Source organism: Desulfopila inferna, assembly GCF_016919005.1.
GTDB classification, from domain to species: domain Bacteria; phylum Desulfobacterota; class Desulfobulbia; order Desulfobulbales; family Desulfocapsaceae; genus Desulfopila_A; species Desulfopila_A inferna.
In genome coordinates this window covers 686475-712714 of record NZ_JAFFQE010000002.1, presented here as the reverse complement: position 1 = coordinate 712714, position 26240 = coordinate 686475, and the positions used below count along the sequence as shown (strand labels likewise).

Genomic DNA, 26240 nt, shown 5'->3' with positions numbered 1-26240 from the left:
CCTTCGATAACTCTTAACGAGATATCAGCAATATAATAGTACATATTTTTGACCCGATCGCTTTTATGCACAATTGAGCCAATAAAAAAAACTAACGGAGAAACCTATGATTCCGGTAATAATGGCAGGTGGCACTGGAAGCCGGCTCTGGCCCTTGAGCCGCATGTTATATCCAAAGCAATTTATGGCCCTGGAAGGCGAAGAATCCCTGCTGCAGAACACGCTCAAGCGGCTTCATGGAATGAACTGCTCTCCTGCGATCGTCATAAGCAATGAAGAGCATCGCTTTATTGTAGCGGAACAGCTTCGCCTGATCGGCGAAAAAGCAGGACCCCTTATTCTCGAGCCAGTTGGACGGAGCACGGCCCCGGCGGCGGCCCTGGCCGCCATTGAAGCATTAAGCCAGGAAGAAGATCCCGTTCTTCTGATCATGGCTGCGGATCATGTCATCAAGGACGTTCCTGCCTTCCAGAAAACAGTAGTCGAGGCTTTGAAAATCGCAGAGATGGATAAACTGGTTACTTTCGGCATCGTCCCCACCGAGGCGGAAACCGGTTACGGTTATATTCGGGCAAAGGGGCTTACATCAACTTTGAACAGCGCCGATGAGCCCGCCTATCCGGTCGACGAATTCGTGGAAAAACCGGATCTGGAAACGGCCCGGCTCTACCTCGACAGCGGAGACTACTTCTGGAACAGCGGTATGTTCATGTTCAAGGCCAGGCGCTACCTCGAAGAATTGGAAATTCACAGTCCCGAAATTTTACGGGCCTGCAGGGCTGCCATGAAGCACACATCGAAAGATCTTGAGTTTTATCGTGTCGATAGAGCTCAATTTGAAGACTGCCCCAGTGATTCCATCGATTATGCCGTAATGGAAAAGACCAGAGATGCCTATGTTGTGCCTCTTAACGTTCAATGGAATGATATCGGCAGCTGGTCGGCACTCTGGGATATCGCTGAAAAAGATGAGAACAACAATGTTCTGAAAGGAGACATCCTCCTCAATGAAGTTCGCAACTGTTATATAAACACCACCGGTAAACTTGTTGCTGCTGTCGGTCTTGAAGATATTGTTGTTGTCAACACCCCGGATGCCGTTCTTGTGGCCACCAAAGACAAGGTTCAAAATGTAAAGGAGATTGTCGAAACCCTGAAGAAACAGGGGAGGACAGAGCATTATAACCACCGGGAAGTTTATCGGCCCTGGGGGAAATATGATTCAGTTGATACCGGAGATCGCTATCAAGTGAAACGTATCACGGTCAAGCCGGGAGCGAAGCTTTCTCAGCAGATGCACCACCACAGAGCGGAGCACTGGGTTGTTGTCAGCGGTACAGCCAGAATTGAAAAAGGAGACGACACAATTCTGCTCACGGAAAACCAATCAATCTACATTCCGCTGGGCACCACCCATTCTCTCGAGAATCCGGGAAAAATTCCGTTGGAGCTGATTGAGGTTCAATCAGGGTCTTATCTTGGCGAAGACGATATCATCAGGTTTGGAGATGTGTACGGCCGGGTATAGCTGAAAAATCGAGACCTTCATTTTAACAGATCTTTATTTAACTTAAAAAAGCCCTTGCACGACAATGCAAGGGCTTTCATCGAAAGAATTTTTTCCCGAGTCCACCTCGGCAACATCGCAGACACTTTATGGGGCATCCCTTAAGATACTCTCCTAAAAAGTCAGCATGGCTATGACGCCGGTGATTGGGCTTTTTTATGGTGCCGTCTTTATTTTTTGTACCATTCTCCATCGGGTCTTTGAAACCAGTGCCCGGGCGATCCCTTTTCAGCGATCATTTTGGCGCGTCGCTGGCCTACCAGGTTAGCGGGAGCTTTCTGACTATCGCCTATCGCCTTGTAAACGAGATCTCTATCTGCATTTTCAGCGGCAATAAGTTCCTGCTGCGGTTTTTCCGCCGTGCGATATTCAAGGAAACCCGCATTGTTTTCCCCTATAACCCCCTGATCTTTTAAAGCATCTATAGCAGGAATCCGTGCCGCCATTCGTTCTTTGACCGAGGCTGAATGTACGGCAACCGGTAGGATCAGAAATATACAGGTAAAAACAAGAAGGATAAATGAGTTACGGGTAAGGTTCATTGCAGCACCTCTATGGTATTGTTGTGACATTATTCTGCCTTGACTTCATCCAGATCACTGAAGAAATCATCAAGAGCCCTATCTACCCTGACGTTGACATCTATGGTGATATGAATCGGCTTTACCTCAATAGGTTCGACTTGCACATTATGTCTGGTGCAGGCTGCGGAGCTAAGAATCATCGCGAGCAGACCGCAGAACAGAGCCGGTGCTAATAAACATTTCATTTTCACATATTCTCCATAAAGGATTGAATATTTTTCCCGTAGCGAAACAACTCGCTCAACGGCAGACTAAAATTCAAATCGACCCTGAGAGGATATTGAATTCCGGAGCCTTCAGCAGTACTCGCGATTTGACCATCTATGAAGCCATAGGGGAGAGGCTCCGACGGTTTACCGTCAAGCTGCAGAGAAAGCAGCAACATCTCCTGCTCTGTATTAAAGGTCAGCTTGGTCCAGTTATAGGAGAAGTTCTGCAGGGCGTCCATGGTATACTCCAGATAAGGAGATCTTTCCATAGCCTCCATTCCCTGGCGCAACTGCTCCGTATTCCTGAATCGTACTATACCACTCTTCCCGGGAGTGGAAAACAGAAATCCATCATCGAAGACCAAGCCGTCCCTGCTGATGATAACCGGCAGTCTGCCATTGAGGGAGCCTTCACCCTCGGCATCTCCAATACCGAACTGATTCAGCAGTTCGGTTAACCCCAGTCTATCACAGTAGAATGTGGTTTCAAGCTGTTCCATATCCTGATAAACCTTAAATCCTGCAGCCTCTACTCTTCCCTTGCTCCATTTCACCCGCAAGCGTTCGACAAAGAGTGTTTGCGGATCATCAATTCGTAGATATATCTGCGCATCCGACATGCTGATCTCACCAAGGTCAATGGAACCGATGGTAATAAGCTGGCTGGCGCTGCTGCGAATCCTGGGCAGTTCGGGAAACTCGAGACCTGCAGAAATATTCGACAGTGTATGCTCGTTGAATGTCGCATTTCCCTCACTATATTGCAGCTGCATACTGCCGGAAGGGCGGAAATCACGCATTTTCAGGTCAAGCTCACCGGCAATTTTCCCGGTAAAGGAGACAGATTGGGGAAGAGTTATATATGCAGGCAATGCAGAAGATGATATTTCAACTTCCGGCAGACTGCAGGAGAGCATTGTCTCTAATTCCATATTTACAGAGCCGCTGCAGGAAATTTCCAGCTCATTATGCAGCGGTGAAGTCAGCAGAGTATCCAGATATAACTTCTCTGCAGAGGGGGTAATGGATGCCTGCAGCCTGCCGCTGTCAACTCCCTGGTAACGAATCGTCTCTATCGAACCATTTCCGGACACTGCTGCACCATTTACGGTTTGAGGATAACTAAAGGGAAAATCCAGGTTAAGATTAATCAAGGCAAGATCATGTTCCTCTACGGTTATTTCATCTACGTGCATAGTCATATTGCCCAAGATGGTTTGTCCCTGAATGCTGACATCACCCTCCGCACTATACCCCTTGATGTTCAGGGTCTTCCCGAAAGTGACCGGTTCACCGTATAAACGATACTTCATCAATGCAGTTGTCGCCAAAAGTGTACCCTGATAATCCATCATGAGCGGCGTTCCGGTTCTTTGTGGTACCAGAGTAACTGTGCCTTCCGCTTCTCCATCCTCAAAGCCATAGGTTCCGCTAAGTTCAACAGTACTTTGTTCAGGGTCGCTGAAAATCAACCCGTCCAACCGATATTGAACCTTTGCGGTATCTCCTTGAAGCTGAAGGACGACTGGTGATTGAGCTTCTTCATTTTCCAGGATGAAGCCGATGCCGTTCAATCGGAACCCTTCAAGTTCGGCAGCACCGGTATACCGCGATATGCCACCTGTTTTGCCCGCCTGCAGAGTGCCGCTCAGTTTCAGTTGCCCGTCAATTTCGTTTATCCCGGCTTCGGGCACAAATTCAACAGCATCGGCTATATCGGTAATACTCATATCGAAGGATATCTCGTATCCCGTCGTCGTCGATTGTACGGCGGCTTCAAGACCGGCCGGCAAAGCACCGCTGGTTTGCAGGCTGCATTTGAGAGACTGCAGTTCCTTTTCACCGTCTGATCCAGTCCGATATTGCAGAGATATTCCCCCGTCAACTCCAAGAAGAGAGACATCGGATTTCTCTTTATGGTAAACAATGGCACCGTTTCTCAGGATGATTTCATCGACGCCAAGCGGCAATGACTGCATATCCATGGGAGTCCGCTCCTCCTTGGCTGGAACTCGCTTCTGCAGGCCGCGCACGGTAAGCCGCCCTTCTCTTTGTTCCAGATGAATGACGGCAGATTCGATATGCAGCGATCGAATCTCTTTTTTGAGAAGATCTTCTGGAGCATAATGCAGAGAAAAACGGGGTACCACGATACCTGGTTTATCCTTTTCACCCAGAAAAATCGTGCCTTCCAGATGCCAGGGTGAGACCCTTAAGAGACGCAGTTCATGTTGAGAGAAGGGTATTTTCCCGGCTGTCGCGGAAAGGAGAAACTGATTGGCGATGGTTGGCAGGAGCAGAAAAACAACGGCGCCGATAAGCAGAATAAAAGCTATGATACCGGCGATAAAGAGGCCTTTCCTGGGCATGTCTATACTCACTTGCTGTGCATTAGTGCATAATCTCTGATAGATTCGTAAAAATTGATAATTTTGTAAAAAGTCATTGAAGGTGCCTGGATGGACTCTGCGATAAGCACCCGTACGGGCATAAACTCCGACTTCGAGAAAGCTTGATATACTAGAAGTAATATCTGGAATGGCAAGTTGGCAGTACATGTGGTACGGCAACTCGCCATTTCAGATCTACAACGACGTAGATCGAGCTTTTTACGAGTCCATCAAAAATTACGGCTCAGCTATTCCCAGCATATCAGCAGGATCATGATTTCACCATATTTTTTCTTGCCAATGCAGGTAAATGCAATATAGTTGCATAGTAATATTGATCAATGCAATTTAGTTGCACGACATTAGCGATCTCATTCCATCTTCGGGGCAGACTGTGATGACAACCATTTGGTTATCTATAATCTCATGTTTATTCGTCATATTTCCAGCAACATCAGGAGCGGCAGAAACAATGCCTGATCAGGTGTTTGTCTCTATTCTTCCCCAGAAATTCTTTGTGGAGCAGATCGGCGGAGATACGGTGGATGTTCAGGTTATGGTTCAACCCGGAGCAAATCCCGCGACCTATGAACCAAAACCGTCACAGATGGTAATGCTCGCTTCCAGTAGTGCCTATTTCGCCATCGGCGTTCCTTTTGAAAACGTCTGGCTGGATAAAATCAGCGGCACCAACCCTGCCATAAAGATTATCCATACCGATGAAGGCATAGATAAGATCGCCATGGATACCTCTCACAAGCACGAGGACGACACCGGAGGTGAACATAAGCAACGCCACAACCTTGCACGAAAGGCACAAGATCCGCATATCTGGCTATCTCCAACCCTGGTGAAAAAACAGGCAGCAATTATTTACTCAGCCCTGGTTGATCTTTTTCCCGACAAATCCTCACTTTTTCAGACCAACTATACACGATTTACAGCGGAGCTGGAGGCGCTGCATCACGAGCTGCAGGATCTCCTCAAGGAGCACCGCGGCAAACGTTTTATGGTCTTCCATCCTTCTTGGGGATACTTTGCCCGGGAGTACGGGCTTGAGCAGATTGCCATAGAAATCGAGGGCAAAACCCCTAAACCTGCGCAGCTGGCAGAATTGATAGAATACGCAAGAGAGCATGAAATCAAAGTGGTTTTTGCCCAGCAGCAGTTCTCACAAAAAAGCGCCTCGATCATTGCCAGGGAGATAGACGGCGAAGTCAGAGTAGTCGATCCCCTGGCGGAAAACTGGGTTGCCAATATGAAAAAAGCCGCCCACACATTTTCAGTGGCTGTTCAATAGGAAAGACCATGGCTGCTCCGATTATAGAAATTGACGACCTCTGTTTTTCCTACAGCGGCACAGAGGTGCTCCATAACATCAACCTTACGGTTTTCGAACGGGATTTTGTTGCCGTGATCGGTCCAAACGGCGGCGGAAAAACCACCTTGCTCAAGCTGATCCTTGGACTTTTAAAGCCTTCATGGGGTTCAATAAAACTCAGCGGCAGGCCGTTGGGATCCGGCCGGACTACAATCGGCTATGTTCCACAGCAGATCGATCATAATCTCAGCTTTCCCGCCACTGCTTTGGATATCGTGCTGATGGGCCTGCATACTCCCAAGAGAAGATTATTTTTCAGGCATTCTCCAAGCGATCGGGAAGATGCGCTGGATGCCCTCGAGCAGATGGGCATCTCTACTCTTGCCGATGCCAAGATTACCGATCTCTCCGGAGGACAGCGACAGCGCATTCTCATCGCCCGCGCCCTGGTTACCAAACCGGACCTCCTGGTGCTGGACGAACCGACAGCCAGTATAGATACGAAAGGACAGGCGGATTTTTATGAACTTCTCAGCTCTCTCAACCGTCGGTTAACAATTTTTATGGCAAGCCATGACCTGTTGACCATCTCTTCCTATGCCAAATCGATAGCCTGCGTCAATAAAAGACTGCATTATCACCGGAGCTTTGAAACATCCAGCGAACTGCTCAGCGCTTTTTATTCCTGTTCCGTGGACGAATCCTGCCCCGTGGAAGCCGTCTCTCAGAAAATTGCCATGCAGCAGGAAAAGTCAGGAGGCATCAATGATTGAGGCACTTCATTTCGAGTTTATGCGCAATGCCCTTATGGCAGGTGTGCTGGCAAGTGTCATCTGCGGGGTTATCGGCACTCTTATCGTCGTCAATAGACTGGTCTTTCTCTCCGGCGGAGTGGCCCACAGCGCCTATGGCGGCATAGGACTGTCGTTTTACCTCGGCATCCCCTATATGCTCGGGGCCGTTGGCTTTTCTTTCCTTGCCGCCATGTTCATGGCCGCTGTGACTATCAAGTCGAAACAGCGTTCCGATACCATTATCGGCGTTATCTGGGCCGTAGGTATGGCTACAGGCATCCTTCTCCTGGATATGACACCCGGATATAATGTCGATTTAATGAGTTATCTTTTCGGCAGCATTCTCAGTGTGCCTTTCTCGGATCTGCTCACCATGTCTATCATCGGCGGCCTCATTCTCCTGTTGATTGCCTATTATTTCCAGGATCTCCTGGTAATGTCCTATGATGAAGAATTTGCCATGGTTCGCGGAGTACCGGTCAGGGGCCTGTACTTTCTGCTCATCGGCATTGTCGCGATTACTGTGGTGATGGTGGTCCAGGTAGTCGGCCTCATTCTGGTAATCGCCCTGCTGACGATTCCACCCTATATTGCCGAAAAATATACCAGATCGCTTTTCCAGATGATGATGCTCTCCTGCTGCCTGGCCTTGATCTTCACTATCGGCGGTCTATGGGCCTCCTATGCCTTCGATTTGACGTCGGGTGCTGTTATTATCTTTCTGGCAGGCATTGCCTTCTTTCTCTCTCTCCTCACCGACAGGGTCATCCTTTTGGGAAGGAAGAGAAGTATGATACGAAGCCATGAAGAGGAAGTCAAAAGAGTGAACAAATAGCTATGTGCAGCCGCTGCGATTATACCCGGATAATCGAATCCGCCGGACTTGAACCGACTTCCAAACGGCGTCGGCTCCTTGAGGTTATCGGCAACAACGGCCATCCTCTCAGTGCCGTCGCAATTTTCAACGCCATACAGGAATTTCACCGAATAAACCGGGTGACTGTTTATAGAATTCTGGATCTTTTTGTGGAAAATAATATCCTGGAAAGGATAAGTACAGGAAGCCGGGCGGCCCATTACGGTATGGGGCCAAACGAAAACCACGCTCCGCACCCTCATTTTTACTGCACGCGCTGTGGTCGGCTCGATTGCCTCCAGCCGGAGAGCATGGCAGTTGACCTGGAAAAGCTAAAGAAAAGTTTCTCCGGTGAAATTGACCGGGTCGAAGTCCGGGTCGACGGGATCTGCAAGAATTGTCTACGCCAGGAAATATCCCTCAAGGAATTAACATAACAAGCCAAATTCCAATAAACCGGCCCCCTGTGTAAAAAGCCCGGTCGCAGGAGTAGCGTTTGTCGGTCACATATCCGCCAATGACATCCCCGTTCTGAGAAACAGCGTGAAAGTTGACAGGGTAAAGCCATTTCGGAATGTGTAGCTTTACCCTGTTTATATTACTTTTTGGAAGTGAGATCAGACCATTCTTCCCTGATCATGAAATTCCTTGAGACTGCAGGGATCAATCCAGATCTTTCCCTGCTGCCGGATGGCTCTTAGTTCGCCATACTCCAACAGCTGATATACCACCTTGCGTCCCACCCCCAGATATTTTGCAGCCTGAGGTACACTGACTAAATCCGGTAATTCCGGAATAACAGGTATTATTTTCTGCATAAAAAACTCTTTGTCTACACGTTTTTTTCTTTCTCCTCCAGCCCGCACCGCCGGCTTTCAAAAAGAAAGCGCTGTCACAGTCAGTAGTATAATCACTGGCCAGTCATTATGCCACGTTGTAGCACCTGATAATGTTCCGGCAAACCCCCTTTATGCATTTCCCTTTGGCGGCAGAAGGACGGTAAATGTCGTGCCCTGATTGAGTTTACTCTCGACACCAATGGAGCCCTGATGAGCATCCACGATAGATTTTACAATGGCAAGTCCCAACCCGGTCCCATGAATCTCTCTGGTATTTTTATCTTTCACCCTATAAAACCGTGTAAATATTTCCGCCAGATCCTCCTCGGGGATTCCGTAACCGGTATCACGTACCTTTATTGAAGCAAATTCGCCCTCCTTTCCCGCTGTAACGATAACTTCACTCTTTGCCGGCGAATATTTAATGGCGTTGGTTATCAGGTTGGTCATAACCTCCTCCATGCTCTGCTTGTCTGCCTCAATCGCCGGAATTTCCTCTTCAATTTCAAGCTGAAGCCGGATATCCTTCTGTTCCGCCGCCGGTCTGTGGAAATCTATTTGATCCTGAAGCAATTCTCTGAGTTGAATTTCTTCCTGTTGCCCACCCACTATTCCCGCTTCGATTTTGGCAAGATCAAGCAGTTCGGAGACCAGGTTCACCAGATTATTGACCTTACCCGAGGCCCTTTCCAATATCTGTCGCTGCTTCTCGGTTACATCACCGGCTAGTCCATCAAGAATTACCTTTATCTGGGCAAGAAGGGAATTCATCGGACTTCTGATCTCATGAGAGACCATGGAAACGAAATCCGACTTCATTCTGTCCATCTCCTTTACTGCGGTAATATCATGTAAAACGATTGTCATCCCCTGAATTTGCCCGGTCCTGCTGCGAAACGGCGCGCAATTGGCACCCACCACTCTGGTGGTATCTTTTTCCCCGGAGATCAGCGAAATCTCTTTATATGATCCGGCAATGGCATCCACCGGCATGGCCAATGCCTCGCCGATAATCTGGAGAATCTCCTCATTGTCAATGACCTCCTCGACCGTTTTTCCCTGCACCTGATTTCCGGTGAACCCGATCAAATCGAGAAAAGCGGGATTGGCGAGAACAATTTTCTTGTCGGCATCAGTGGTCATTACTCCGTCGAGCAGGCGATTCACCATAGCCCGGAGGCGCGACCTGGAATCACTGATGTCCTGAAGAGCCCGGGTATATTTGATCGATTTGGCCACAACAGCCCGCAGTTGGTCAGGAGAAAAAGGCTTGGGAATAAAATCGAAAGCTCCTTTTTTCATTGCCTCTATTGAATGTTCGACCGTTGCATAACCTGTAATTACAATGACCGCAGTGTCGGGATGCTGCTCCGTCAGCCTGGGCAGCACATCAAGGCCAGATATGACCGGCATCATAAGATCGAGGAGAACCACATCATAATGCTCAGCCTCTATCATCTGCATGCCGAGAGTCCCATTGTCGGCCGTTTCCACCACGTAACCCTCATCTTCGAGAACCATTTTACATGCATCGCGAATCCTCTCCTCGTCATCGACAACAAGAATTCGTGGTTTTTCCATCTCTCCTTCCATTTTTTTCTCCTGTTCGTCCCCCACTGATATTAACTAGTGTCTGTCCAGATGAGCAATTTCGAAGCCCACGCTATCCGAAGTCTACGCTTAGCTGTTCTGAATCCAGGCGTTCGATGATTTAACCACAGGCATACCTGATATCGGAATCACACTTACCTCCGAGGATAAAATTTTTGAGAGCAACCGGTAAGCGAAGCAATGAGACTCCGAGAGTTAGGGCAGTTAAACATAGACTCAGAAAGTGCCATTTTATGGACAGGCACTAACTAACCTATCGAATCAAAAAGCAGGCCTTCACAGTCGGCAAGCGCCGGCAACTGCATCATAATTGTGGTTCCCGCTGGACCCGTCTCCTTCACAGAAATACGCCCCTTGTTCTCCTCAAGTATTCCATAGGCCATGCTCAGTCCCAAACCGGTGCCCTTGCCCGGAGCTTTTGTTGTAAAAAAAGGATCAAAAACTTTGGAGAGGTTTTCTTCCGGGATACCGCAGCCGGTATCACAGACCTCAAGGTAGGCCTTGCCAGTTCGCGGCACCCCGTATGTCCTGATAGTGAGCAGACCATTCCCTGCCATTGCATCTATTGCGTTCATGATCAGGTTAATAACCACCTGGCACAACTGATTCCTGTCGGCATCTATATAGATCGGGTAATCAGCGAGATCCTTGATCACCTTGACATGCAGAAAGAGTTTCTGATCGCGGATCAAGCCTAGACTTTCATTAACCAGGGCATTGATGAGAAATACTTCCTTTTTGGGGTTTGTCTGCCGGCTATAGGCCAGCAGGTTCTTAACAATATCCCGGCAGCGCTCTGCATCCTCTATAATATAATCCAGGTTTTTCCGTACTGAATTTTCACCTGTCATTTTTTCCTGCATAATGTTGCTGTAGAGCAGAATGGAGGTGAGTGGGTTGTTGATTTCATGGGCAACACCCGCAGCCAGGCGACCAAGCGAGGCCATTTTCTCAGTCTGGATAACCTGACTCTGCGCTTCCTTTAACTGCTTCTCAACCGCCAGTCTTTCCCGCAAATCATTGAAAATTGCCGCCGTCGCCGATTCCTTGCCGTCCTCATAAATGATCGCAGCGGTCATTTCCACAGGAATCTCTTGACCATTGCGGGTAAGAATATGGACATTGGTGACCGGCAGCTTTCCCTTTTCGCCGATATCGGGATCACGGAGCTTCCGCATGATCTCCCGCGCCACTCCCCTGGGATAGAAGTCTTCAATGTTGACCTCATTGGCCTCCTGTGCGGTATAACCGAAGAGCTTCTCCGCCGCCGCATTCATTAAAATGATATTGCCCTGACGATCGGCGGCCATTATCGCTGAAACCGAGCTCTGCACGACATTGTCGATAAGCTGGCGCATGCCGTTGTACATCTTTTCCAGAATCTTCACGCGGGTTATATCGCGAACGCTCTCTATGACATACCTGACCTCTCCATTATCACCCAAAATCGGTGAAAATACGCGATCCTCCCATTTCTGTTTGCCGTTGCGGTCAACAATATTAAATACAACCGATTGTCCTGTTTTATATTTAACCGCCTTATACAGTGGGCAGTCTTCACCACTGGGGAACTGCTGATCGGGTGCATGGATCCGATTGATGTCGTTGCACTTTTTTCCGATGATTTCTTCAGTGCTGCCATCGATAATCTCAATGAACCTTTGATTGACGGCTATGATGGTGCCATCGGGTTTGAGAATTCTGGTGGGATAGGACAGCGAGTCAAAAACCCGCAGCCGCCAGTCCAGTTCAGTTTCCTTTTGGGTCATGATCATCCGTTATGTAAAGAGTAATTCTTCAATAAATCTCCCTTGCCTCTCTGCCCGATAATATTTTTTCAGTATTCGGCTATTGAGGGATGATACAGATTTCCTTCAGGCATTTCTCGACATGCTCACTCATGCCTGCGGCCACGACCAGGTGAACACTGGTCCCGGTACACCCTGAAGCCAATGCAGTAATACCGTTTTTCATCAATGTCGAGAAGGTCAGTCCGGCAATGCCGTAGCGATCATGGAAGTGCGGTCCATGAAAAGAGATGAGTTCCCTGCCAACACCGACCGCCAGATGTGATCCCGGTTGGCATTCCGCTATTTTTTCCAGTCCCGCGCAGATTTGGTCTCTGCCTCCGGGCTCAACCAGAAAAACGCATGTCACTCTATCCTGCGGACCTGTCTGTAAAGCCACCTGACGGAATTTTCCCTTCAATGCCCTGAACTCATGCCGGCAATCACCTTGCAAGACAGCCGCCGGGCAGTCAAGCTGCACAGAGATCAAGTCCTTAATAATCTCCATGCCGTAGATGCGTATTTTCGGTTCCCAATACACCGCTACGGTTTCCACGGCTTCACCATCGAGGAGGACTACAGGGCGAAGAGGCGTATGATTTTTCGGGAGCCTGCAAACTGTCAGCAATGCTTCCGCCGCACTGTCCAGCAGGGAATAGTCGGTGTGAATGACAAGCGTGGATACGGATGAGCTTATTCCGTAAAGAGGGATGTTTTTTTGTGCCAGTGCAGAAATAGCTCGTGAACAGAGAGACAGATCGTGACCGTGGGGAAACAGGGAAATGGTGCCGACCGACGGCAGAATTCTGCTCCATCCCTCCGGCGTCTCCGCATCGGTATCGGCCTGCAACCCTTGAAAATCCTCGGCACCAATACAGATAGTGGTCTGCATTGCTTTGCCGGCTTCTCCCTGATGCAGATGCGGAATGCTGATCTTGGCTGAGGCGATCCTGCGCAGAAATCGAATAAGTTTCTCACCAGGAGTTTTCCGCTCCAGAAAATCAACCTGAATCAGTTTGCCGCTCAGTTTGATACCGCCAATTCCGACTGTATCAACCATGTCATGCCCCTCAGGAATGATGAAGGCCTGGAAGCCCGCACCATTGCCGGTCTTTCCATGCGAAACTCATGGGACTGTCCGGGAACTGCCGTTCCCGGAATGTCCCATACAGCCTGCTACAGATTATCTTTGACTATCTCCATGAGCTTGTCGAGGTCTATCGGCTTTGGCACGAAATCATCGGCCAGGGTGGTCTTGCCACCCATGTGCGTGTAGTTTGTGGAACTAATAGCATCCGAAACCGCGGTGAGAAGAACAACGATGATGTCCTTGTACTCCTCGGAATTTTTCAATTCATCGCAGAGGGCATAGCCATCTTTCCTGGGCATCATCACATCAAGAATGATAAGAACTGGTTTTTCTTCTTTTATTTTATCAAGAGCCTCGACACCATCGTATGCTTTGGCCACACGGAAATCTTCGCTTTCCAGTTTCATGGAAATCATTTCCACCAGATCAGTATCATCATCCACTACCAGAATGAGTTTTTTATCGCTCATCAGTCTACTCCTCCTTTGACAATCTCGGTTGCACGTTCTTTCTACACCTGAGGTCTTGGGTAGAGACCTGCCCTTTTGACAATTTCCCCTACCTTCTCTTCCCACTCTATTGCCATTATATGAAATCCGGCAACGCCTTCAATGTTTTTTAGGCGTTCCATGGTTTCCAGACATATATCCACGCCCTCATCCGGCTGCTTCTCCTTGGGAACAGAAGCCATACGATCAACGATCTCCTGCGGAACATCCATGCCCGGCACCCTGTTTTTCATGTAGCGTGCCGCACCAACAGATTTTATCGGGGTGACGCCGGCCAGAATATAGCATCTTTCATGCAGGCCCTTCGCCCGAACGCCTTCCATCCACTTTTCGAACTTATCAACATTGAATATACACTGAGTTTGAATAAAGTCAGCACCTGCGTTGATTTTTTTTGCCAGACGCATTACCCGCAACTCGAATGGATCGGCAAAGGGGTTGGCGGCGGCACCGATGAACATCTTCGGCGGCGGGCCCTTAAGCTCGGCTCCGCCCTGGAACAGACCTTCATCACGCATCTGTTTTACCATCTGGATGAGCTGAATGGAATCAATATCATGAACATTGGCAGCCATGGGGTGATCACCGAATTTGGTGTGATCCCCGGAAAGACAGAGCATGGTATCGATACCCAGGGAGTAGGCGCCGATGATATCGGCCTGCATGGCAAGCCGATTACGATCCCGGGTTACCATCTGCAGCAGGGGATTCAGTCCCTGCTGCTTGGCGATAACGGATGCGGCAAAACTTGACATCCTCACCATTGCCGTCTGATTGTCGGTGATATTGACGGCGTCGACCACGCCTTCAAGAAATTTTCCCTTCCTGACTACCTCTTCAGGCATAGCACCACGAGGGGGACCACATTCCGAGGTAACGGCAAGATGACCAGCGGCTAATACTTTTTCTAGATTGCTATCGGTTTTCATTCTGCTAAATCCTCTCTAATTATCTTTCGCGGTCCACTGCCTCCGCCGGATCTCCAATCCTTGGCAGGCGTTATCTCAACAAAGCTCTCCTCTATGCCGAGTGCCTTCATACGATCCCAGATGAGCTGCCAGGCGCAATCAACATCATCGCCAATCTCGCAGATTCCACCTGCTGAACCGCCGCAGGGGCCGTTCATAAGCTGTTTGGCGCACCTGGCAACTGGGCAGATGCCGCCCGTCCGTCCGAGCATGCAGTCGCCGCAGCCTTGACAGCGCTCCGCCCAGACACCCTGACGTTCGGATGCGCCCATAAATTTGGTGTTTACCGCCGGAAAAACCGGCATATCCTTGAATCTGGCGGCAAGCTGCTGGACACCACAGCCGCAGGCCATGGACATGATAGCCTCGGCACCACCGATCATGGGAACAAGTTCTTCGACATATTCAGGGTCGCATTGTCGCTCCAGGGTGTGCTGCCTGATATCGATGGAACTTCCCGACTTCAACAGGGCCATCTGCAGACCGGAGGCCAGAAGCCCCACTTCCTTGCGCCCGCCGGCGGCGCATACCGTTACACACTCGTTGCAGCCGAGCAGCAGGATACGCTTGTAGGGTTTGATATATTCAATCAGTTCTTCTAAGGGTTTTCTCTCAGCAGTGATCATTGTCGTTCACTCTCCTTCTGAATTTTCCATCAACAGGTCACTTTGCCGGCTTTTTCGGCGGCGCCTGACTTAATCGGGCTCGGTCCGAGCTCGCGGATTTTTTCTGTAATCTCGGTGGCTATCTGGGCAAAGCGATACCCCATTCCGGCGGACATCCGCACCATCTGCAGCCGTTCGCTTTCTATGCCGATCTCATCCAGATACTTCTGGACATATTCGACCCTTTTTGCAGCCCTGTTGTTGCCGTTCTTAAAGTGGCAGTCACCCTCCAGGCAACCCGCCACATAGACACCGTCAGCCCCTTTTTCAAAGGCCTTGACAATATGCATGGCATCAACCTTGCCGGAACATGGGACCCGGATGATCTTGACGTTGGCAGGATAAGGCAGCCTCTGGCTGCCTGCCATGTCGGCTGCCGTATATGCACAGTAGTGGCAGCAGAATGCCACAATTACCGGTTCGAATTTCTCCATTATGCCTTGGCCTCCAATCTTTCAAACAAATCTTCAATTTTTGCTAGAATTCTATCATCTTCAAACTGCATCAGCTGAATAGCCTTGGCCGGACACTCGGAAGCGCACAGCCCGCAGCCATGACATTGTGCAGGATCTATCTCGGAATAGCCCTCCGCATTAATAAAGGGAATGCCGAAGGGACAGGCCCTGACGCAAATCAGGCAGGCCGCACATTTATTTCCATCAACTTTCGCAGATGCCGCTCCCAGGTTGATGAAGTCCCTGGCCAACAGCGCCTGTGCCCGGGATGCGGCGGCGCGGGCCTGAACCAGACTCTCCCGGATGGACCGGGGCGAATGCGCCGTTCCGGCCACATAAAAGCCGGGCATGGCCAGGTCTACCGGCCGCAGCTTGACATGATCCTCCAGGAAATATCCATCACCGGTGCGCTGCAGTTTAAAGACCTGCGCAAGTTCCTCTGTGGAGTCTTTATCGGCAATCAGACCGGTGCTGAGACAGAGACAGTCAGCCGCAACTGTCAGATTCATACCGAGAATGGGATCGGTAAAGCTAACCTCGATAATCTTGCCCGCCTCTTTGACCGTTGGAGGAGCATCGCTATCATAGCGTACAAAGATGACGCCCTTCTCCCGAGCCTTCTGATAATATTCTTCCTGGAAGCCATAGGTTCGCATATCGCGGTAAAGTACGAACACGCGAATATCCGGATTGGTCTCAACCAGCCGCAGTGCGTTTTTTACCGCATTCTGGCAGCAGATTCTCGAGCAATTGGGATTTTCTTCATTGCGAGAGCCGACACACTGGATCATGACCACGTTGTCCCAGGTCTTGACAGTCTCCGGCTTGTCCTCAATGAGAGTCTGAATCTCCAGCTGGGTGAGCACATTGTCGTTTTCACCGAGAAGATATTGCTTGGGACGGTTTGGCAGGGCACCGGTGGCCATGACGGTGACGCCATGTTCAATCTGCCGATAAAACATCTGCTTGCCAACCTGCATTCCAGTTTTGAACATCCCCGGCATACCGGTATGATCAACAATGATTGCTCCGGTAATCACTTCTATACTCTCGTGAGCCTCCGTCTGGGCAATGAGGTCAGCCACCAGGGCCTGGACATCATCGCCTTCCAGGGTTTTGCGCAGCGACTTGGCCACACCTCCCAGTGATGGACTCTTCTCAGCCAGGTATACCTTAAATCCCTGTCCGGCAAGCTCCAGGGCCGTTGTCATACCGGTAACGCCTCCCCCAACCACCAGAATATTCTTATTCATGGGCAGACTGTGCTCGGAAAGCGGCTTGGAGGCGATGGCTCCGCCAACCGCCACCCGAATCAGATCCTTGGACTTGCCGGTGGCAAGAGCGGGTTCGGCTCCATGAACCCAGGTGGACTGATCGCGGATATTGGCCATTTCCAGAAGATACTTGTTCAAACCGGCCTGACGAATCAACTCCTGAAATTTGGCTTCATGGGTTCTCGGAGAGCAACCGGCAATGACAACGCGGTTAAGTCCCTGCTCGATGATAGTGGACTTGATCTGTTCCATTGATTCACGGCTGCAGCCATGCCCTTTAGCCTCGGCAACGGCAACGCCGGGAATCCCGGCCGCATATTCCACGAGCTGTTCCACATCGACAACCGCACCGATATTCTCTCCACAGTCACAAATGAAGACCCCGACTTTGGGCTCTTCTCCGCTGATGTCTTTTTCCGGCATCAATGGTTCCTTATCTTCATCGGCTATGGAAGGCGCAATATCCTTGCCCGCCATGCATGCTGCGGCGCTGGCCTGAACCATGGTTTCGGGGATGTCTTTTGGCTCCTGAAGCGTGCCGCAGACATAAATTCCGGGTTTAGAGGTCGCCACCGGATTAAATCCGGCAGTGACCGGAAAATTATTGCTGTTGATTTTCAGGCCAAGCTTTTCCAGAAGCTCCCTGCTCTCTTCGCCGACCTTAAAGCCGGTGGAGAGAACCACCATGTCGAACGATTCGGTGATCTGACTGGCATTGCCTTCGAGCGTATAGGAGAGATGCAGATCCTTTTCACCCTCGGCCTGGAGGATAGAGTGGGGCCGGCTGTGGATAAAACGGACGCCGAAATCATTTTTGGCCCGCTGATAATACAGCTCGTAATCCTTGCCGAAGGTACGCATATCCATATAAAAAATGGTGGTTTCGATATCATCCCGAAAACGCTCCTTGGTGACCATTGCTTCCTTCAGGGCAAACATACAGCAGGCACTGGAACAGTGGGAGCCCGCACCCTTCTGGATGCCGCGGGAGCCGATGCACTGGAGCCAGGCAATCTTCTTGGGCCGTTCATTGTTGGACGGTCTCAGCAGCATACCCTGGGTCGGCCCGGAAGCCGAAAGGATCCGTTCATATTCCAGACTGGTAACTACATCCGGTTGGGCGGAGTAGGCCAGATAATCGAGATGGCTGGGGTCAAAAAGCTCGGCACCCATGGCTAGAACAACGGCACCGCATTTCACCTCCCGGTTTCTGCCGATATCATCGGGGATGATGGCACCAGCCGGACAGACCTTGACCAGGGCCTTGATGTCATCGCATTTTTCCAGATCGATCGAATATGCCTGCGGAATGGCTTGAGGATAGCGCATACAGGTCGGGGCACGGTGATCAAGCCCAGGCGTGAAACGCACACATTCGGGAAATGCCTTGAGGCACTCACCGCAGGCCGTACATTTTTCCAGATTTATGTAGCGCGGTCTGGTCTGCAGGCTGGCCGTGAAATTTCCCTTTTCTCCACTAATACCGAGCACCGTGGTCATCGCCTGGAGCTCAATATGCTTCTGTCTGCCGCTCTCCGAAAGATTTGGAGAGATAGTGCACAAATCACAGTTATTGGTGGGAAAGGTTCTGTCAAGCTGGGTCATCAGTCCACCGATATTATAGGACTTATCGACCAGGATCACATCCTTTTCAGCTTCTGCCAGATCAAGTGCGGTGCGAATGCCACCAAGGCCACCGCCTATAACAAGCACCTTATTGCTGGTTGGAAGTTCTTTTGTATTCTGCATTTCTACCTTCTTAGTCACTGATTGAAAGGGTACAGTTCAGCCTTTATTGTCAACATCTGCACGAATCAGATTCCGGCGGCATCAAGAATATCCGGAAGCTTGTGTTCCCAGCCCAGCGTCTGGACCTTGACACCTTGGGCCGCGCGCCGCAGCACCGCAATGGTTTCACCGGCAATCTTGATGCCCTCAAGCTCCCTGTCGGGAGATTTTCTGATTCTACGAATCAGTTCATCCGAAATATCGGCGCCGGGTTCACTGTTGGCAATATACTGAGCGATAGCAAGAGATTTTAGCAGGAAAACCGTGGGAATGATTGGTACCGCCAGCCCCTTGGCCTTCTCCATGAATTTTTCAAAACCGCCCATATCGAAAACGGGAGGTGTAATAACAAAAGAAGCGCCGGCCTCAATTTTCCTTTTGGCCAGTTCAAGCTCCTTATCAAGCTCCTTGTCATTTTCATAAGGGGCAATGGTGCAGCCCGCCGTAAAGGCGGGGGCGCCGTCAAGCTCAAACCCCTCCATGTCCCTGCCTCCGGAAAGCGATCTCAGAGCAGCAAGTAGCTCGACTTCATCTATATCATTGACGGTCTGCGCTTCACGGTGATCACTCTGGCTCATCTCCTCGCTATGAACCACGAGAATGTTTTGAATGCCCAACACATGAGCCGCCATGGCATCACCCTGAAGAGCAAGGCGGTTGCGATCCCGGCAATACATATGCATAACCGTCTCGATCCCTTCCTGGCGCATCAGCACACCGCCGGCCAGGGCGCTCATCCTGACGATACCGTTGTCCATATCGGGCACGACTATGGCATCCACCCTTCCCTTGATTCGACGCGCATCATTTACCAATCTGGCGATATTGACGCCTTTGGGGGTGTGCATCTCGGCCAATACAACAAATTCTTTTGATGACAATTTTTTCTGCAAACTCATGTATTTTTCCTCCTAATCAGAGATGTCGGTTAGTAATTCTCCCTCAATCAGCCAGCGAAGCTGACGCCTCTAGAAAAATTAGATTCTTACAAAAATACAAGAAAATAATTATCCGGGCACCGACCCGGTATTCCCGGATAAGCGCCTTCTCCGGTTTTTTCTCCCGCAAAGACGCAGAAAAAACGCCGGATCATTAAAACAGGGAGGTTTCAGGGTGAAAAACGTCAACATCCTTCAGATCATCTCCAAGATACTCACGCTCATTCGGGCCTAAGATGCCCAGAGACAGGCAGATAAGCGTCCAGAGGTGAACCGTGCTGTATGATCCTCCAAAATGATGACCGATATCATGAACCTGAGCATGACAGTTATGGCAGCCCGTGATACAGTAATCGGCACCTGTCTCCATTATCTGGTCGAACTTGAATTTACCGTAGGCTCTGCGTTCCTCCGTATATCCGGACTGAAGGAAGCCGCCGCCGCCGCCGCAACAGTAATTGTTGGATTTGTTCGGCGTCATTTCGATGACATTCTCTGCTCCGACAACCTGCTGCACGACATAGCGCAGGTCATCGGCAACGGCATCCCCATATCCCTTGCGCACGATTTGACAGGGGTCCTGGATGGTAAACTTGATTTTGCGCTCTTTATTCCAGTCGGAATTTACCTTCAGGCGGCCCTCACGGATCCATTTGGCGTAATACTGATAAATTGAAGCGACTTCAAAGTTATGGTCTATATTGAATTTTTTCAGTCCGGCCCGGACTGAGAATGTTATGTGGCCTCACTCGGTATTGAGAAAGACCTTACACCCCAATTCATCGGCCTGTTTTGCCGAAACCCTGGTCACATGCTCCCAGCATTTATCATCGGCCAGGAAGAGGCAGTAATTCTCCGCCGCCCAGCCCTTGCTGCCGTAGGTCCAGTCCACTCCGGCCAGATGGAGAATCTTCCATAAGGGTACCAGTTCATCCGGTTCGGTTACAGGCTCCCTGGAGTTCTGATTAAGGAAAAAGTGCGCGCCGGCCTTGTCGATCGGGGCCACCATTTCCTTGAACTCCGGCTGGGACTCCTGATATTCTGCCAGTACGTCCTCGACAACAAAGATAAAATCATCCGGAGCCGTTCCCATGGCGCTGTTTGAATCATTGCGAAGCGCCATATCGCAGGAGTCCCGGATTCCCTTAGGCCGCTCGTCACGGGGCCAGGTGGCCCTGGCGTTATAGACAAGTTGTGGGATATTGATTTCCATGGGACAGACATAGATACATCTCTGGCACATGGTACACATCCACACCCACGGAGATTGTGTTGCCTCCTCGTCCATTCCCATCGCACACATGCGCAGGAATTTTCTGGGGTCCATGTCCGCAAGCCCGGTAGCGGGGCAACCGGAAGCACAGGCGCCACACGTCAGGCAAAGGTTGAGGTTGCCGCCTTCAGGCAATATCTCCTTAACCTTGTCCAGAAAGGAACCCTTCCTTTTCCCTTTGATTGTTATACTGCTCTCTGCCATTGATTTCGTCATTTTTGTCCTGTACACGTTTTGATATTTGGTTCAGTTGCCGATGTAACCGGCAACGCCTTTCATCGTCAGAGATTCAGCCGCATTTGCGAATCCGCAGCCGGTTCCGATCCTCATCAGCTGCATCCTCGATGTGGACGATCTCATAAGCCGTCTGCGGCAGAACCTTGAACAGATCCTGCCGGATATCGGGATCGGCGCCCCGTATTTCCAAAATCTCAGAAGGCTTCATCTTGTTGAATACCTGCGTCACCTTGAGCAGTGATATAGACGAGAGTGAGTCCCTGAAATCAATTATTTTTTCAATATCTACAGCCAATGAAATGTTCTCCAAGTAAAGTGTTCAACACCATTTACGAGCAACATCCGCGCCATGGCCAGATCAGAAATATTTATCCATAACATAAATATAAATATTTTTCCTTTTTACAAGGACATAAACAAAACAAATCTGCACCTCTCCTACACTGTAGGAGAACAAAAGCTATTCGCCTTGTCAACAAAGTGTTAAACTGTTAAGGGTGTTGTGCTTTACAAGTGTTAATGCTTAACAGGAGAACATATGATCGGCCGAGAGCTTGAGGGATACTGGAAAACCGTGGTGGATACCATCCGCGACGGCATCATGATTGTCAACACCCATGGTGCGATTGTTTCAGTCAACAAAGCCTTTGAAAAGATTACCGGATATACCCGTGCCGAAATCATCGGCAAGTCCTGCGAAATTCTGCAGTGTGATATCTGTGCGGACTCGCGGGCGCTGGGAGAGGATCAGTGGTGCGCTCTTTTCCGCTACGGCGAGGTTGAGCAGCGAAAATGCACGGTGCGCCGCAAAGACGGCACTTTTTTCCAGGCCTTGAAAAACGCCGCCATTCTCAAGGACGCTGACAATAATGTTATCGGCGCCGTGGGTACCATTGCCGATATTTCCGATATAGCCGAGAAAGAAAATCAGATCGAAGCCTTCCGCCGGCAGCTCCACTCCGAGGACCACTTTCAGGGAATAATCGGGGTTTCGGCGAGAATGCACCAGGTCTTCGATATGATCAGAAACGCCGCGGGTTCTAATGCCCCCGTTATCATTTATGGTGAAAGCGGTACCGGCAAAGAGCTGGTCAGCCGCGCCATTCATAACCTGGGCTTGAGAAAAGATAAACCTTTCATCAAGGTCAACTGCGCCGCCCTTACCGAATCACTGCTGGAAAGCGAGCTTTTCGGCCATGTCCGGGGAGCATATACAGGTGCCTATAAAGACAGGGTGGGCCGCTTCGAAAAAGCTAACGAGGGTAATATCTTCCTCGATGAAATTGGCGATCTTCCCATCTCTACCCAGACTAAGCTGCTGCGCGTCCTCGAAGAAAAGGTAATTGAGCGGGTCGGCTCAAGCAGCCCCATTCGCACCGACGTACGCATTATCTCCGCGACCAATCAGGACCTCATGCAGCTGGTGGAACGCGGTGACTATCGTAAGGATTTCTATTTCAGAATCAATGTCATTCCCATCTTTCTGCCCCCCTTGCGCCACCGGGTTGAGGATATACCCCTTCTGGCAGAATCCTTTCTCAAGAAAATGATCCTCAAAGACAACAAGACCATCAAAGGAATCAGCAAAGACACCGTCGAAATACTGATGAATCACTCCTGGCCAGGCAATGTCAGAGAGCTGAAGGGGGCATTCGAGTATGCCTTCGTTACCTGCCATGAAGAGGTCATTCAGCCACAGCATCTCCCCGAAACCATCTACAAACCCCGAAGACGGCCACCATCCGCTGCCAAAAAAAGCTCCTTCAATATGCAGGAGATAGAGCGCAGGGAATTACTGGAGATCCTCAAGAGGACTGGAGGGAATCAGTCTAAGGCTGCGGACATACTTGGTGTATCGAGAGTCACCATCTGGAATAGAATGAAGCGGCATGGCATAGATGCCAAGCGGCTCATCGAGGTGAGGGAGGAAGTAAATTCCAGCTGAGCATTTGTTAACCCTCCTGTGCAGCCGCAAACGATGATTTCAGCTGCACCGGCAACAGAAGACCAGGTTTTATTTATCTACATGGAGGCCGGCTCCATCTCACACAAAAGCTTGGTCACGGTGTTATAGACGTCTCTGAGATAGACTACGCCAACCACCCGACCGTCAAGGGCAATAACCGGCAGCCTGCGAATCTGCTCGACCAGCAGGCGGTCCGCACACTGCATTATCGATTCATCCGTGCGGATGACCCGGACATCCTCCGTCATTATGTCCTGGACGCGGATATTCTTGGTTTTCTTGATTCGATCCTGCCGCATTCCTTCCCAGGAAAATGCATTCAGGTCATCATCAAGGAACATTCCGGGAGGGAGAATTGTCCGCAGAATGTCCGTGGTGGAAACGATGCCTACCAGTTTTCTTTCAGCATCGAGGACCACGATTGCATTGACCGACAGACCGTGGCCGCGCTTGACCCTGCGCATAACCTGTATCGCTTCGTGCAGTGTCATCTCGGGGGTCAGCCAGTCACCTAAAGGTTCCATAATATCCAACACTTTCATGACTCCTCCTGCTGCTTGAACTGCGGATGAACCGGATTCTTTCATCATCCATTCATCAGTATCTCTGTTTGCAGTATATAATAACACAGAAATCCTTCTTTTCAATAATACTGATCGTTTTCATCATGAAAATATATACTAAGCGGCAACAACGACTTTCATTTGTTGACATTTGCCGGATTCAGCCCTTACTATACGTGTAAACCCCGCTGATCCGGGTAAGAACTGTTAGCTTATTTTCTGAAAAACAAGACAGCGAAAATGATGAACCATGATCACTTCCACCACCTTGTATATGGATCTCTTCGGGACTACCTGACCGGAGAAGTACTTGTCGATACCGACGATGAGCGAATCCGCCAGAATCTCAGCAGACTCATGATCGAAGAGAAAGGATATACAGCAGACAACCTTCTGCCTCGCCTCTATATTGAGACCCTGTTCGGTGGAAACTTCGTCAGGTCAACGATTGAGCTTACCGTTGCCGTGCGCGGACGCCGCTTTATGATCATCAGGTATGGTCCCGGTTCCCTTGTCAGCCGGGAGCGATCGGCCATAGCAGCAGCGAGAATACTGCATCCGGAATATCAGATTCCTCTGGCAGTCGTTACAAATGGCCGTAGTGCGGAATTAATTGATACTGCCACTGGCAAGATTCTCGGGAATGGGTTAGAATCTATCCCCAGTCGGATCGAGGCAGAAGAATTGGTCTCCACTCTCACCTTTCCCCCCAGGCAGAACGGTCTTGAACTGGAGCGTGAAAAGCGTATCCTGAATGCATTTGATGTGGAGCGGTGCTGCCTGTAGAAATCCCGGCACTATTTTGTATCTGTTCAGGAATAAGGACAGACACTATCTACTTATCCCAGTAATTTTTTTTAAAGGAAGGAGCATGGTAAATCAGAAAGAGTGGACAAAAACAAGCTGGCGCAACTTCGAGGCCCTGCAGCAACCTAACTGGCCCAGCGAAAAAGAAGTCCATAAGGTACTGGAAAATCTCTCTATTCTTCCACCACTGGTCTTTGCCGGTGAAATCAGATCGCTGAAGGATATGCTTGCCAAAGCCGTGATTGGCGATGCCTTTTTACTGCAGGGAGGGGATTGCTCCGAAAATTTCTCCCAGATTACAGCACCTAAGATCAGGGAGACGCTCAAGGTTATGCTGCAGATGGCCATCGTCCTCACCTATGCCGGCGGTAAACCCGTCATTAAGGTGGGCAGAATTGCAGGTCAGTTCGCTAAACCACGCTCCTCGGACACCGAAACCATCAATGGCACGACCTATCCTTCCTATCGGGGAGATATGGTCAATCATGCCGAATTTTCGGAAAAGGCGCGAACCCCTAATCCTAAACTGATGCTGCAGGGCTACAACATGGCGGCTTCGACACTCAATCTACTGCGAGCCTTCACCCGTGGCGGATTTGCCGCCCTCGATCGGGTCCAGGCGTGGAATCAGGAATTTGTCGTCCAATCGCCCATGGGCAGATCCTATAATCGTCTTGCCAAGCAGATAGATCAGGCCATACGTTTTATGAACACCATCGGTATCCCCACGGATACACCACAGGTTCACCAAACCCAGCTTTACACCTCGCACGAGGCCCTGCTGCTCGGCTATGAGGAGGCACTGACGAGAATCGATTCAACCTCGGGGGACTGGTATGACTGCTCCGCTCATATGCTATGGATCGGAGAACGGACCAGACAGGTGGACGGGGCTCATGTCGAATTCCTCCGCGGTGTTCTCAACCCGCTGGGGGTAAAGGTTGGGCCAGATTACGACCTCGATAACATCAAGCGTCTCATCGATGTCCTCAATCCTGAAAACGAGCCGGGAAGACTGACGCTGATCACCAGACTCGGCATGAAAAATGTCGAAAAGGTATTGCCGCCGCTGCTGCGTGAAGCCAAAAAGGAAGGCTACAATATCGTCTGGAGCTGTGACCCGATGCATGCCAACACCTACACTGCCGAATCTGGGCATAAGACCAGAAACTTTAACGACATTCTTGCCGAAATCACCTGCTTTTTCGAGGCACACTGGTCGGAGGGCACCATTCCGGGCGGCGTTCATTTTGAAATGACCGGCGATAATGTTACGGAATGCACCGGCGGTGCCCGAAATATCATCGACGAGGAACTGCACAATAACTACCTCACCTCCTGCGATCCACGCCTTAATGCCGAACAAAGCCTTGAGGTTGCCTTCCAGATCGCTGATATGATCAGAAGTTGATTCAGCTCCCTATGGCGGAAAATCTTCATCGGTTTTCCGCCATTCTTCCATTTCCACCTCCAATTTTCTGTCTTTCCTGTTTTAACTTTTGCCGAGATACAATCTTTTCATTGCCGGTTCGAAGCGACTTTTTTTCTGGCCAGAATTTCGATATACCAGCTGCATTATCTAAAACGACGATCCTGCAGTACATGTGGTACGGAGAATCGCCTTTTCAGATCCATAACGGCGTAGAACGTGCTTTTTACGAGCCCATCAAAATTACTTTTCTGTAATTTTTCTTGACCCTATTCCATTAAGTTTTACTGTTACTCAAATAATATAGAGTATCTGAATGC

24 protein-coding genes are annotated in these 26240 nt (G+C 49.9%); 8 read left to right on the top strand and 16 right to left on the bottom strand.

What is annotated here, in order from left to right; all coding sequences use genetic code 11:
- Window positions 1–106: 106 nt before the first annotated feature.
- The gene (locus JWG88_RS07160) at window positions 107–1528 is read left to right on the top strand and encodes a mannose-1-phosphate guanylyltransferase/mannose-6-phosphate isomerase (RefSeq protein ID WP_205233018.1); all 1422 of its coding nucleotides are present in this window, start codon (window positions 107–109) and stop codon (window positions 1526–1528) included.
- Window positions 1529–1737: 209 nt separating this feature from the next.
- Here the strand turns inward: JWG88_RS07160 and JWG88_RS07155 are convergent, their stop codons facing one another.
- From JWG88_RS07155 to JWG88_RS07145, 3 genes are read right to left on the bottom strand one after another with little or no spacing between them, the layout of a single operon-like run.
- A complete protein-coding gene (locus JWG88_RS07155; protein WP_205233017.1) occupies window positions 1738–2109 on the bottom strand; it encodes a YdbL family probable chaperone protein in 372 nt (123 codons plus the stop codon).
- A gap of 29 nt (window positions 2110–2138) precedes the next feature.
- Complete coding sequence (locus JWG88_RS07150; RefSeq protein WP_240194306.1) at window positions 2139–2336, bottom strand: YnbE family lipoprotein; 198 nt, start codon at window positions 2334–2336, stop codon at window positions 2139–2141.
- A 2-nt stretch (window positions 2337–2338) separates the two neighbouring features.
- Window positions 2339–4729, bottom strand: a complete 2391-nt coding sequence (locus tag JWG88_RS07145; RefSeq protein ID WP_205233016.1) for an intermembrane phospholipid transport protein YdbH family protein — start codon at window positions 4727–4729, stop codon at window positions 2339–2341.
- 493 nt (window positions 4730–5222) lie between these two features.
- Here JWG88_RS07145 and JWG88_RS07140 point away from each other — a divergent pair, with 493 nt between their 5' ends.
- From JWG88_RS07140 to JWG88_RS07125, 4 genes are read left to right on the top strand one after another with little or no spacing between them, the layout of a single operon-like run.
- A complete protein-coding gene (locus JWG88_RS07140; RefSeq protein WP_240194305.1) occupies window positions 5223–6050 on the top strand; it encodes a metal ABC transporter solute-binding protein, Zn/Mn family in 828 nt (275 codons plus the stop codon).
- 8 nt (window positions 6051–6058) lie between these two features.
- Window positions 6059–6844 carry a metal ABC transporter ATP-binding protein gene (locus tag JWG88_RS07135; protein WP_205233014.1) on the top strand — a complete coding sequence of 262 codons (786 nt, stop codon included), beginning with the start codon at window positions 6059–6061 and terminating at the stop codon, window positions 6842–6844.
- On the top strand, window positions 6837–7700 hold the full coding sequence (locus tag JWG88_RS07130) for a metal ABC transporter permease (RefSeq protein ID WP_205233013.1): 864 nt from the start codon (window positions 6837–6839) through the stop codon (window positions 7698–7700). The genes JWG88_RS07135 and JWG88_RS07130 overlap by 8 nt, the downstream gene beginning before the upstream one ends.
- A gap of 2 nt (window positions 7701–7702) precedes the next feature.
- Entirely contained in the window at window positions 7703–8158 is a 456-nt protein-coding gene (locus JWG88_RS07125; RefSeq protein ID WP_205233012.1) for a Fur family transcriptional regulator, read from the top strand.
- Window positions 8159–8338: 180 nt separating this feature from the next.
- Here the strand turns inward: JWG88_RS07125 and JWG88_RS07120 are convergent, their stop codons facing one another.
- From JWG88_RS07120 to JWG88_RS07065, 12 genes are all read right to left on the bottom strand, one after another.
- On the bottom strand, window positions 8339–8539 hold the full coding sequence (locus JWG88_RS07120) for a helix-turn-helix domain-containing protein (RefSeq protein ID WP_205233011.1): 201 nt from the start codon (window positions 8537–8539) through the stop codon (window positions 8339–8341).
- 150 nt (window positions 8540–8689) lie between these two features.
- Window positions 8690–10153 carry an ATP-binding response regulator gene (locus JWG88_RS07115; RefSeq protein WP_205233010.1) on the bottom strand — a complete coding sequence of 488 codons (1464 nt, stop codon included), beginning with the start codon at window positions 10151–10153 and terminating at the stop codon, window positions 8690–8692.
- Window positions 10154–10419: 266 nt separating this feature from the next.
- A complete protein-coding gene (locus JWG88_RS07110; RefSeq protein ID WP_240194304.1) occupies window positions 10420–11940 on the bottom strand; it encodes a PAS domain-containing sensor histidine kinase in 1521 nt (506 codons plus the stop codon).
- A gap of 79 nt (window positions 11941–12019) precedes the next feature.
- A complete protein-coding gene (locus tag JWG88_RS07105) occupies window positions 12020–13018 on the bottom strand; it encodes a hypothetical protein (protein ID WP_205233008.1) in 999 nt (332 codons plus the stop codon).
- 116 nt (window positions 13019–13134) lie between these two features.
- The gene (locus JWG88_RS07100) at window positions 13135–13518 is read right to left on the bottom strand and encodes a response regulator (protein ID WP_205233007.1); all 384 of its coding nucleotides are present in this window, start codon (window positions 13516–13518) and stop codon (window positions 13135–13137) included.
- Window positions 13519–13559: 41 nt separating this feature from the next.
- On the bottom strand, window positions 13560–14486 hold the full coding sequence (locus JWG88_RS07095) for a methylenetetrahydrofolate reductase (protein WP_205233006.1): 927 nt from the start codon (window positions 14484–14486) through the stop codon (window positions 13560–13562).
- The gene (locus JWG88_RS07090; protein ID WP_205233005.1) at window positions 14483–15151 is read right to left on the bottom strand and encodes a methylenetetrahydrofolate reductase C-terminal domain-containing protein; all 669 of its coding nucleotides are present in this window, start codon (window positions 15149–15151) and stop codon (window positions 14483–14485) included. The genes JWG88_RS07095 and JWG88_RS07090 overlap by 4 nt, the downstream gene beginning before the upstream one ends.
- A gap of 29 nt (window positions 15152–15180) precedes the next feature.
- A complete protein-coding gene (locus JWG88_RS07085) occupies window positions 15181–15624 on the bottom strand; it encodes a hydrogenase iron-sulfur subunit (RefSeq protein WP_205233004.1) in 444 nt (147 codons plus the stop codon).
- Window positions 15624–18668 carry an FAD-dependent oxidoreductase gene (locus JWG88_RS07080; RefSeq protein ID WP_205233003.1) on the bottom strand — a complete coding sequence of 1015 codons (3045 nt, stop codon included), beginning with the start codon at window positions 18666–18668 and terminating at the stop codon, window positions 15624–15626. The genes JWG88_RS07085 and JWG88_RS07080 overlap by 1 nt, the downstream gene beginning before the upstream one ends.
- Window positions 18669–18733: 65 nt before the next feature.
- Window positions 18734–19606, bottom strand: coding sequence for a methylenetetrahydrofolate reductase (locus JWG88_RS07075; protein WP_205233002.1), 873 nt, complete (start codon window positions 19604–19606; stop codon window positions 18734–18736).
- Between the two features lie 193 nt (window positions 19607–19799).
- Window positions 19800–21122: a (Fe-S)-binding protein gene (locus tag JWG88_RS07070; protein WP_205233245.1), complete on the bottom strand. Its 1323-nt coding sequence runs from the start codon at window positions 21120–21122 to the stop codon at window positions 19800–19802.
- Between the two features lie 85 nt (window positions 21123–21207).
- A complete protein-coding gene (locus tag JWG88_RS07065) occupies window positions 21208–21450 on the bottom strand; it encodes a sulfurtransferase TusA family protein (protein ID WP_205233001.1) in 243 nt (80 codons plus the stop codon).
- A gap of 243 nt (window positions 21451–21693) precedes the next feature.
- On the opposite strand from JWG88_RS07065, the gene JWG88_RS07060 reads away from it, so the two are divergent.
- Window positions 21694–23100: a sigma-54 interaction domain-containing protein gene (locus tag JWG88_RS07060; RefSeq protein WP_205233000.1), complete on the top strand. Its 1407-nt coding sequence runs from the start codon at window positions 21694–21696 to the stop codon at window positions 23098–23100.
- Between the two features lie 77 nt (window positions 23101–23177).
- Here JWG88_RS07060 and JWG88_RS07055 read toward each other — a convergent pair whose 3' ends face one another.
- On the bottom strand, window positions 23178–23663 hold the full coding sequence (locus tag JWG88_RS07055; protein ID WP_205232999.1) for a CBS domain-containing protein: 486 nt from the start codon (window positions 23661–23663) through the stop codon (window positions 23178–23180).
- Window positions 23664–23924: 261 nt separating this feature from the next.
- Between JWG88_RS07055 and JWG88_RS07050 the strand changes: the two genes are divergently transcribed.
- Entirely contained in the window at window positions 23925–24470 is a 546-nt protein-coding gene (locus tag JWG88_RS07050; protein WP_240194303.1) for a type I restriction enzyme HsdR N-terminal domain-containing protein, read from the top strand.
- Window positions 24471–24555: 85 nt separating this feature from the next.
- Window positions 24556–25902, top strand: a complete 1347-nt coding sequence (locus JWG88_RS07045; protein ID WP_205232998.1) for a class II 3-deoxy-7-phosphoheptulonate synthase — start codon at window positions 24556–24558, stop codon at window positions 25900–25902.
- Window positions 25903–26240 lie beyond the last annotated feature (338 nt).

Coding starts and splice junctions, on each gene's coding strand:
- JWG88_RS07160 (WP_205233018.1), top strand. CDS start 107: ATGATTCCGGTAATAATGGCAGGTGGCACTGGAAGCCGGCTCTGGCCC.
- JWG88_RS07155 (WP_205233017.1), bottom strand. CDS start 2,109: ATGAACCTTACCCGTAACTCATTTATCCTTCTTGTTTTTACCTGTATA.
- JWG88_RS07150 (WP_240194306.1), bottom strand. CDS start 2,336: ATGAAATGTTTATTAGCACCGGCTCTGTTCTGCGGTCTGCTCGCGATG.
- JWG88_RS07145 (WP_205233016.1), bottom strand. CDS start 4,729: ATGCCCAGGAAAGGCCTCTTTATCGCCGGTATCATAGCTTTTATTCTG.
- JWG88_RS07140 (WP_240194305.1), top strand. CDS start 5,223: ATGCCTGATCAGGTGTTTGTCTCTATTCTTCCCCAGAAATTCTTTGTG.
- JWG88_RS07135 (WP_205233014.1), top strand. CDS start 6,059: ATGGCTGCTCCGATTATAGAAATTGACGACCTCTGTTTTTCCTACAGC.
- JWG88_RS07130 (WP_205233013.1), top strand. CDS start 6,837: ATGATTGAGGCACTTCATTTCGAGTTTATGCGCAATGCCCTTATGGCA.
- JWG88_RS07125 (WP_205233012.1), top strand. CDS start 7,703: ATGTGCAGCCGCTGCGATTATACCCGGATAATCGAATCCGCCGGACTT.
- JWG88_RS07120 (WP_205233011.1), bottom strand. CDS start 8,539: ATGCAGAAAATAATACCTGTTATTCCGGAATTACCGGATTTAGTCAGT.
- JWG88_RS07115 (WP_205233010.1), bottom strand. CDS start 10,153: ATGGAAGGAGAGATGGAAAAACCACGAATTCTTGTTGTCGATGACGAG.
- JWG88_RS07110 (WP_240194304.1), bottom strand. CDS start 11,940: ATGACCCAAAAGGAAACTGAACTGGACTGGCGGCTGCGGGTTTTTGAC.
- JWG88_RS07105 (WP_205233008.1), bottom strand. CDS start 13,018: ATGGTTGATACAGTCGGAATTGGCGGTATCAAACTGAGCGGCAAACTG.
- JWG88_RS07100 (WP_205233007.1), bottom strand. CDS start 13,518: ATGAGCGATAAAAAACTCATTCTGGTAGTGGATGATGATACTGATCTG.
- JWG88_RS07095 (WP_205233006.1), bottom strand. CDS start 14,486: ATGAAAACCGATAGCAATCTAGAAAAAGTATTAGCCGCTGGTCATCTT.
- JWG88_RS07090 (WP_205233005.1), bottom strand. CDS start 15,151: ATGATCACTGCTGAGAGAAAACCCTTAGAAGAACTGATTGAATATATC.
- JWG88_RS07085 (WP_205233004.1), bottom strand. CDS start 15,624: ATGGAGAAATTCGAACCGGTAATTGTGGCATTCTGCTGCCACTACTGT.
- JWG88_RS07080 (WP_205233003.1), bottom strand. CDS start 18,668: ATGCAGAATACAAAAGAACTTCCAACCAGCAATAAGGTGCTTGTTATA.
- JWG88_RS07075 (WP_205233002.1), bottom strand. CDS start 19,606: ATGAGTTTGCAGAAAAAATTGTCATCAAAAGAATTTGTTGTATTGGCC.
- JWG88_RS07060 (WP_205233000.1), top strand. CDS start 21,694: ATGATCGGCCGAGAGCTTGAGGGATACTGGAAAACCGTGGTGGATACC.
- JWG88_RS07055 (WP_205232999.1), bottom strand. CDS start 23,663: ATGAAAGTGTTGGATATTATGGAACCTTTAGGTGACTGGCTGACCCCC.
- JWG88_RS07050 (WP_240194303.1), top strand. CDS start 23,925: ATGATGAACCATGATCACTTCCACCACCTTGTATATGGATCTCTTCGG.
- JWG88_RS07045 (WP_205232998.1), top strand. CDS start 24,556: ATGGTAAATCAGAAAGAGTGGACAAAAACAAGCTGGCGCAACTTCGAG.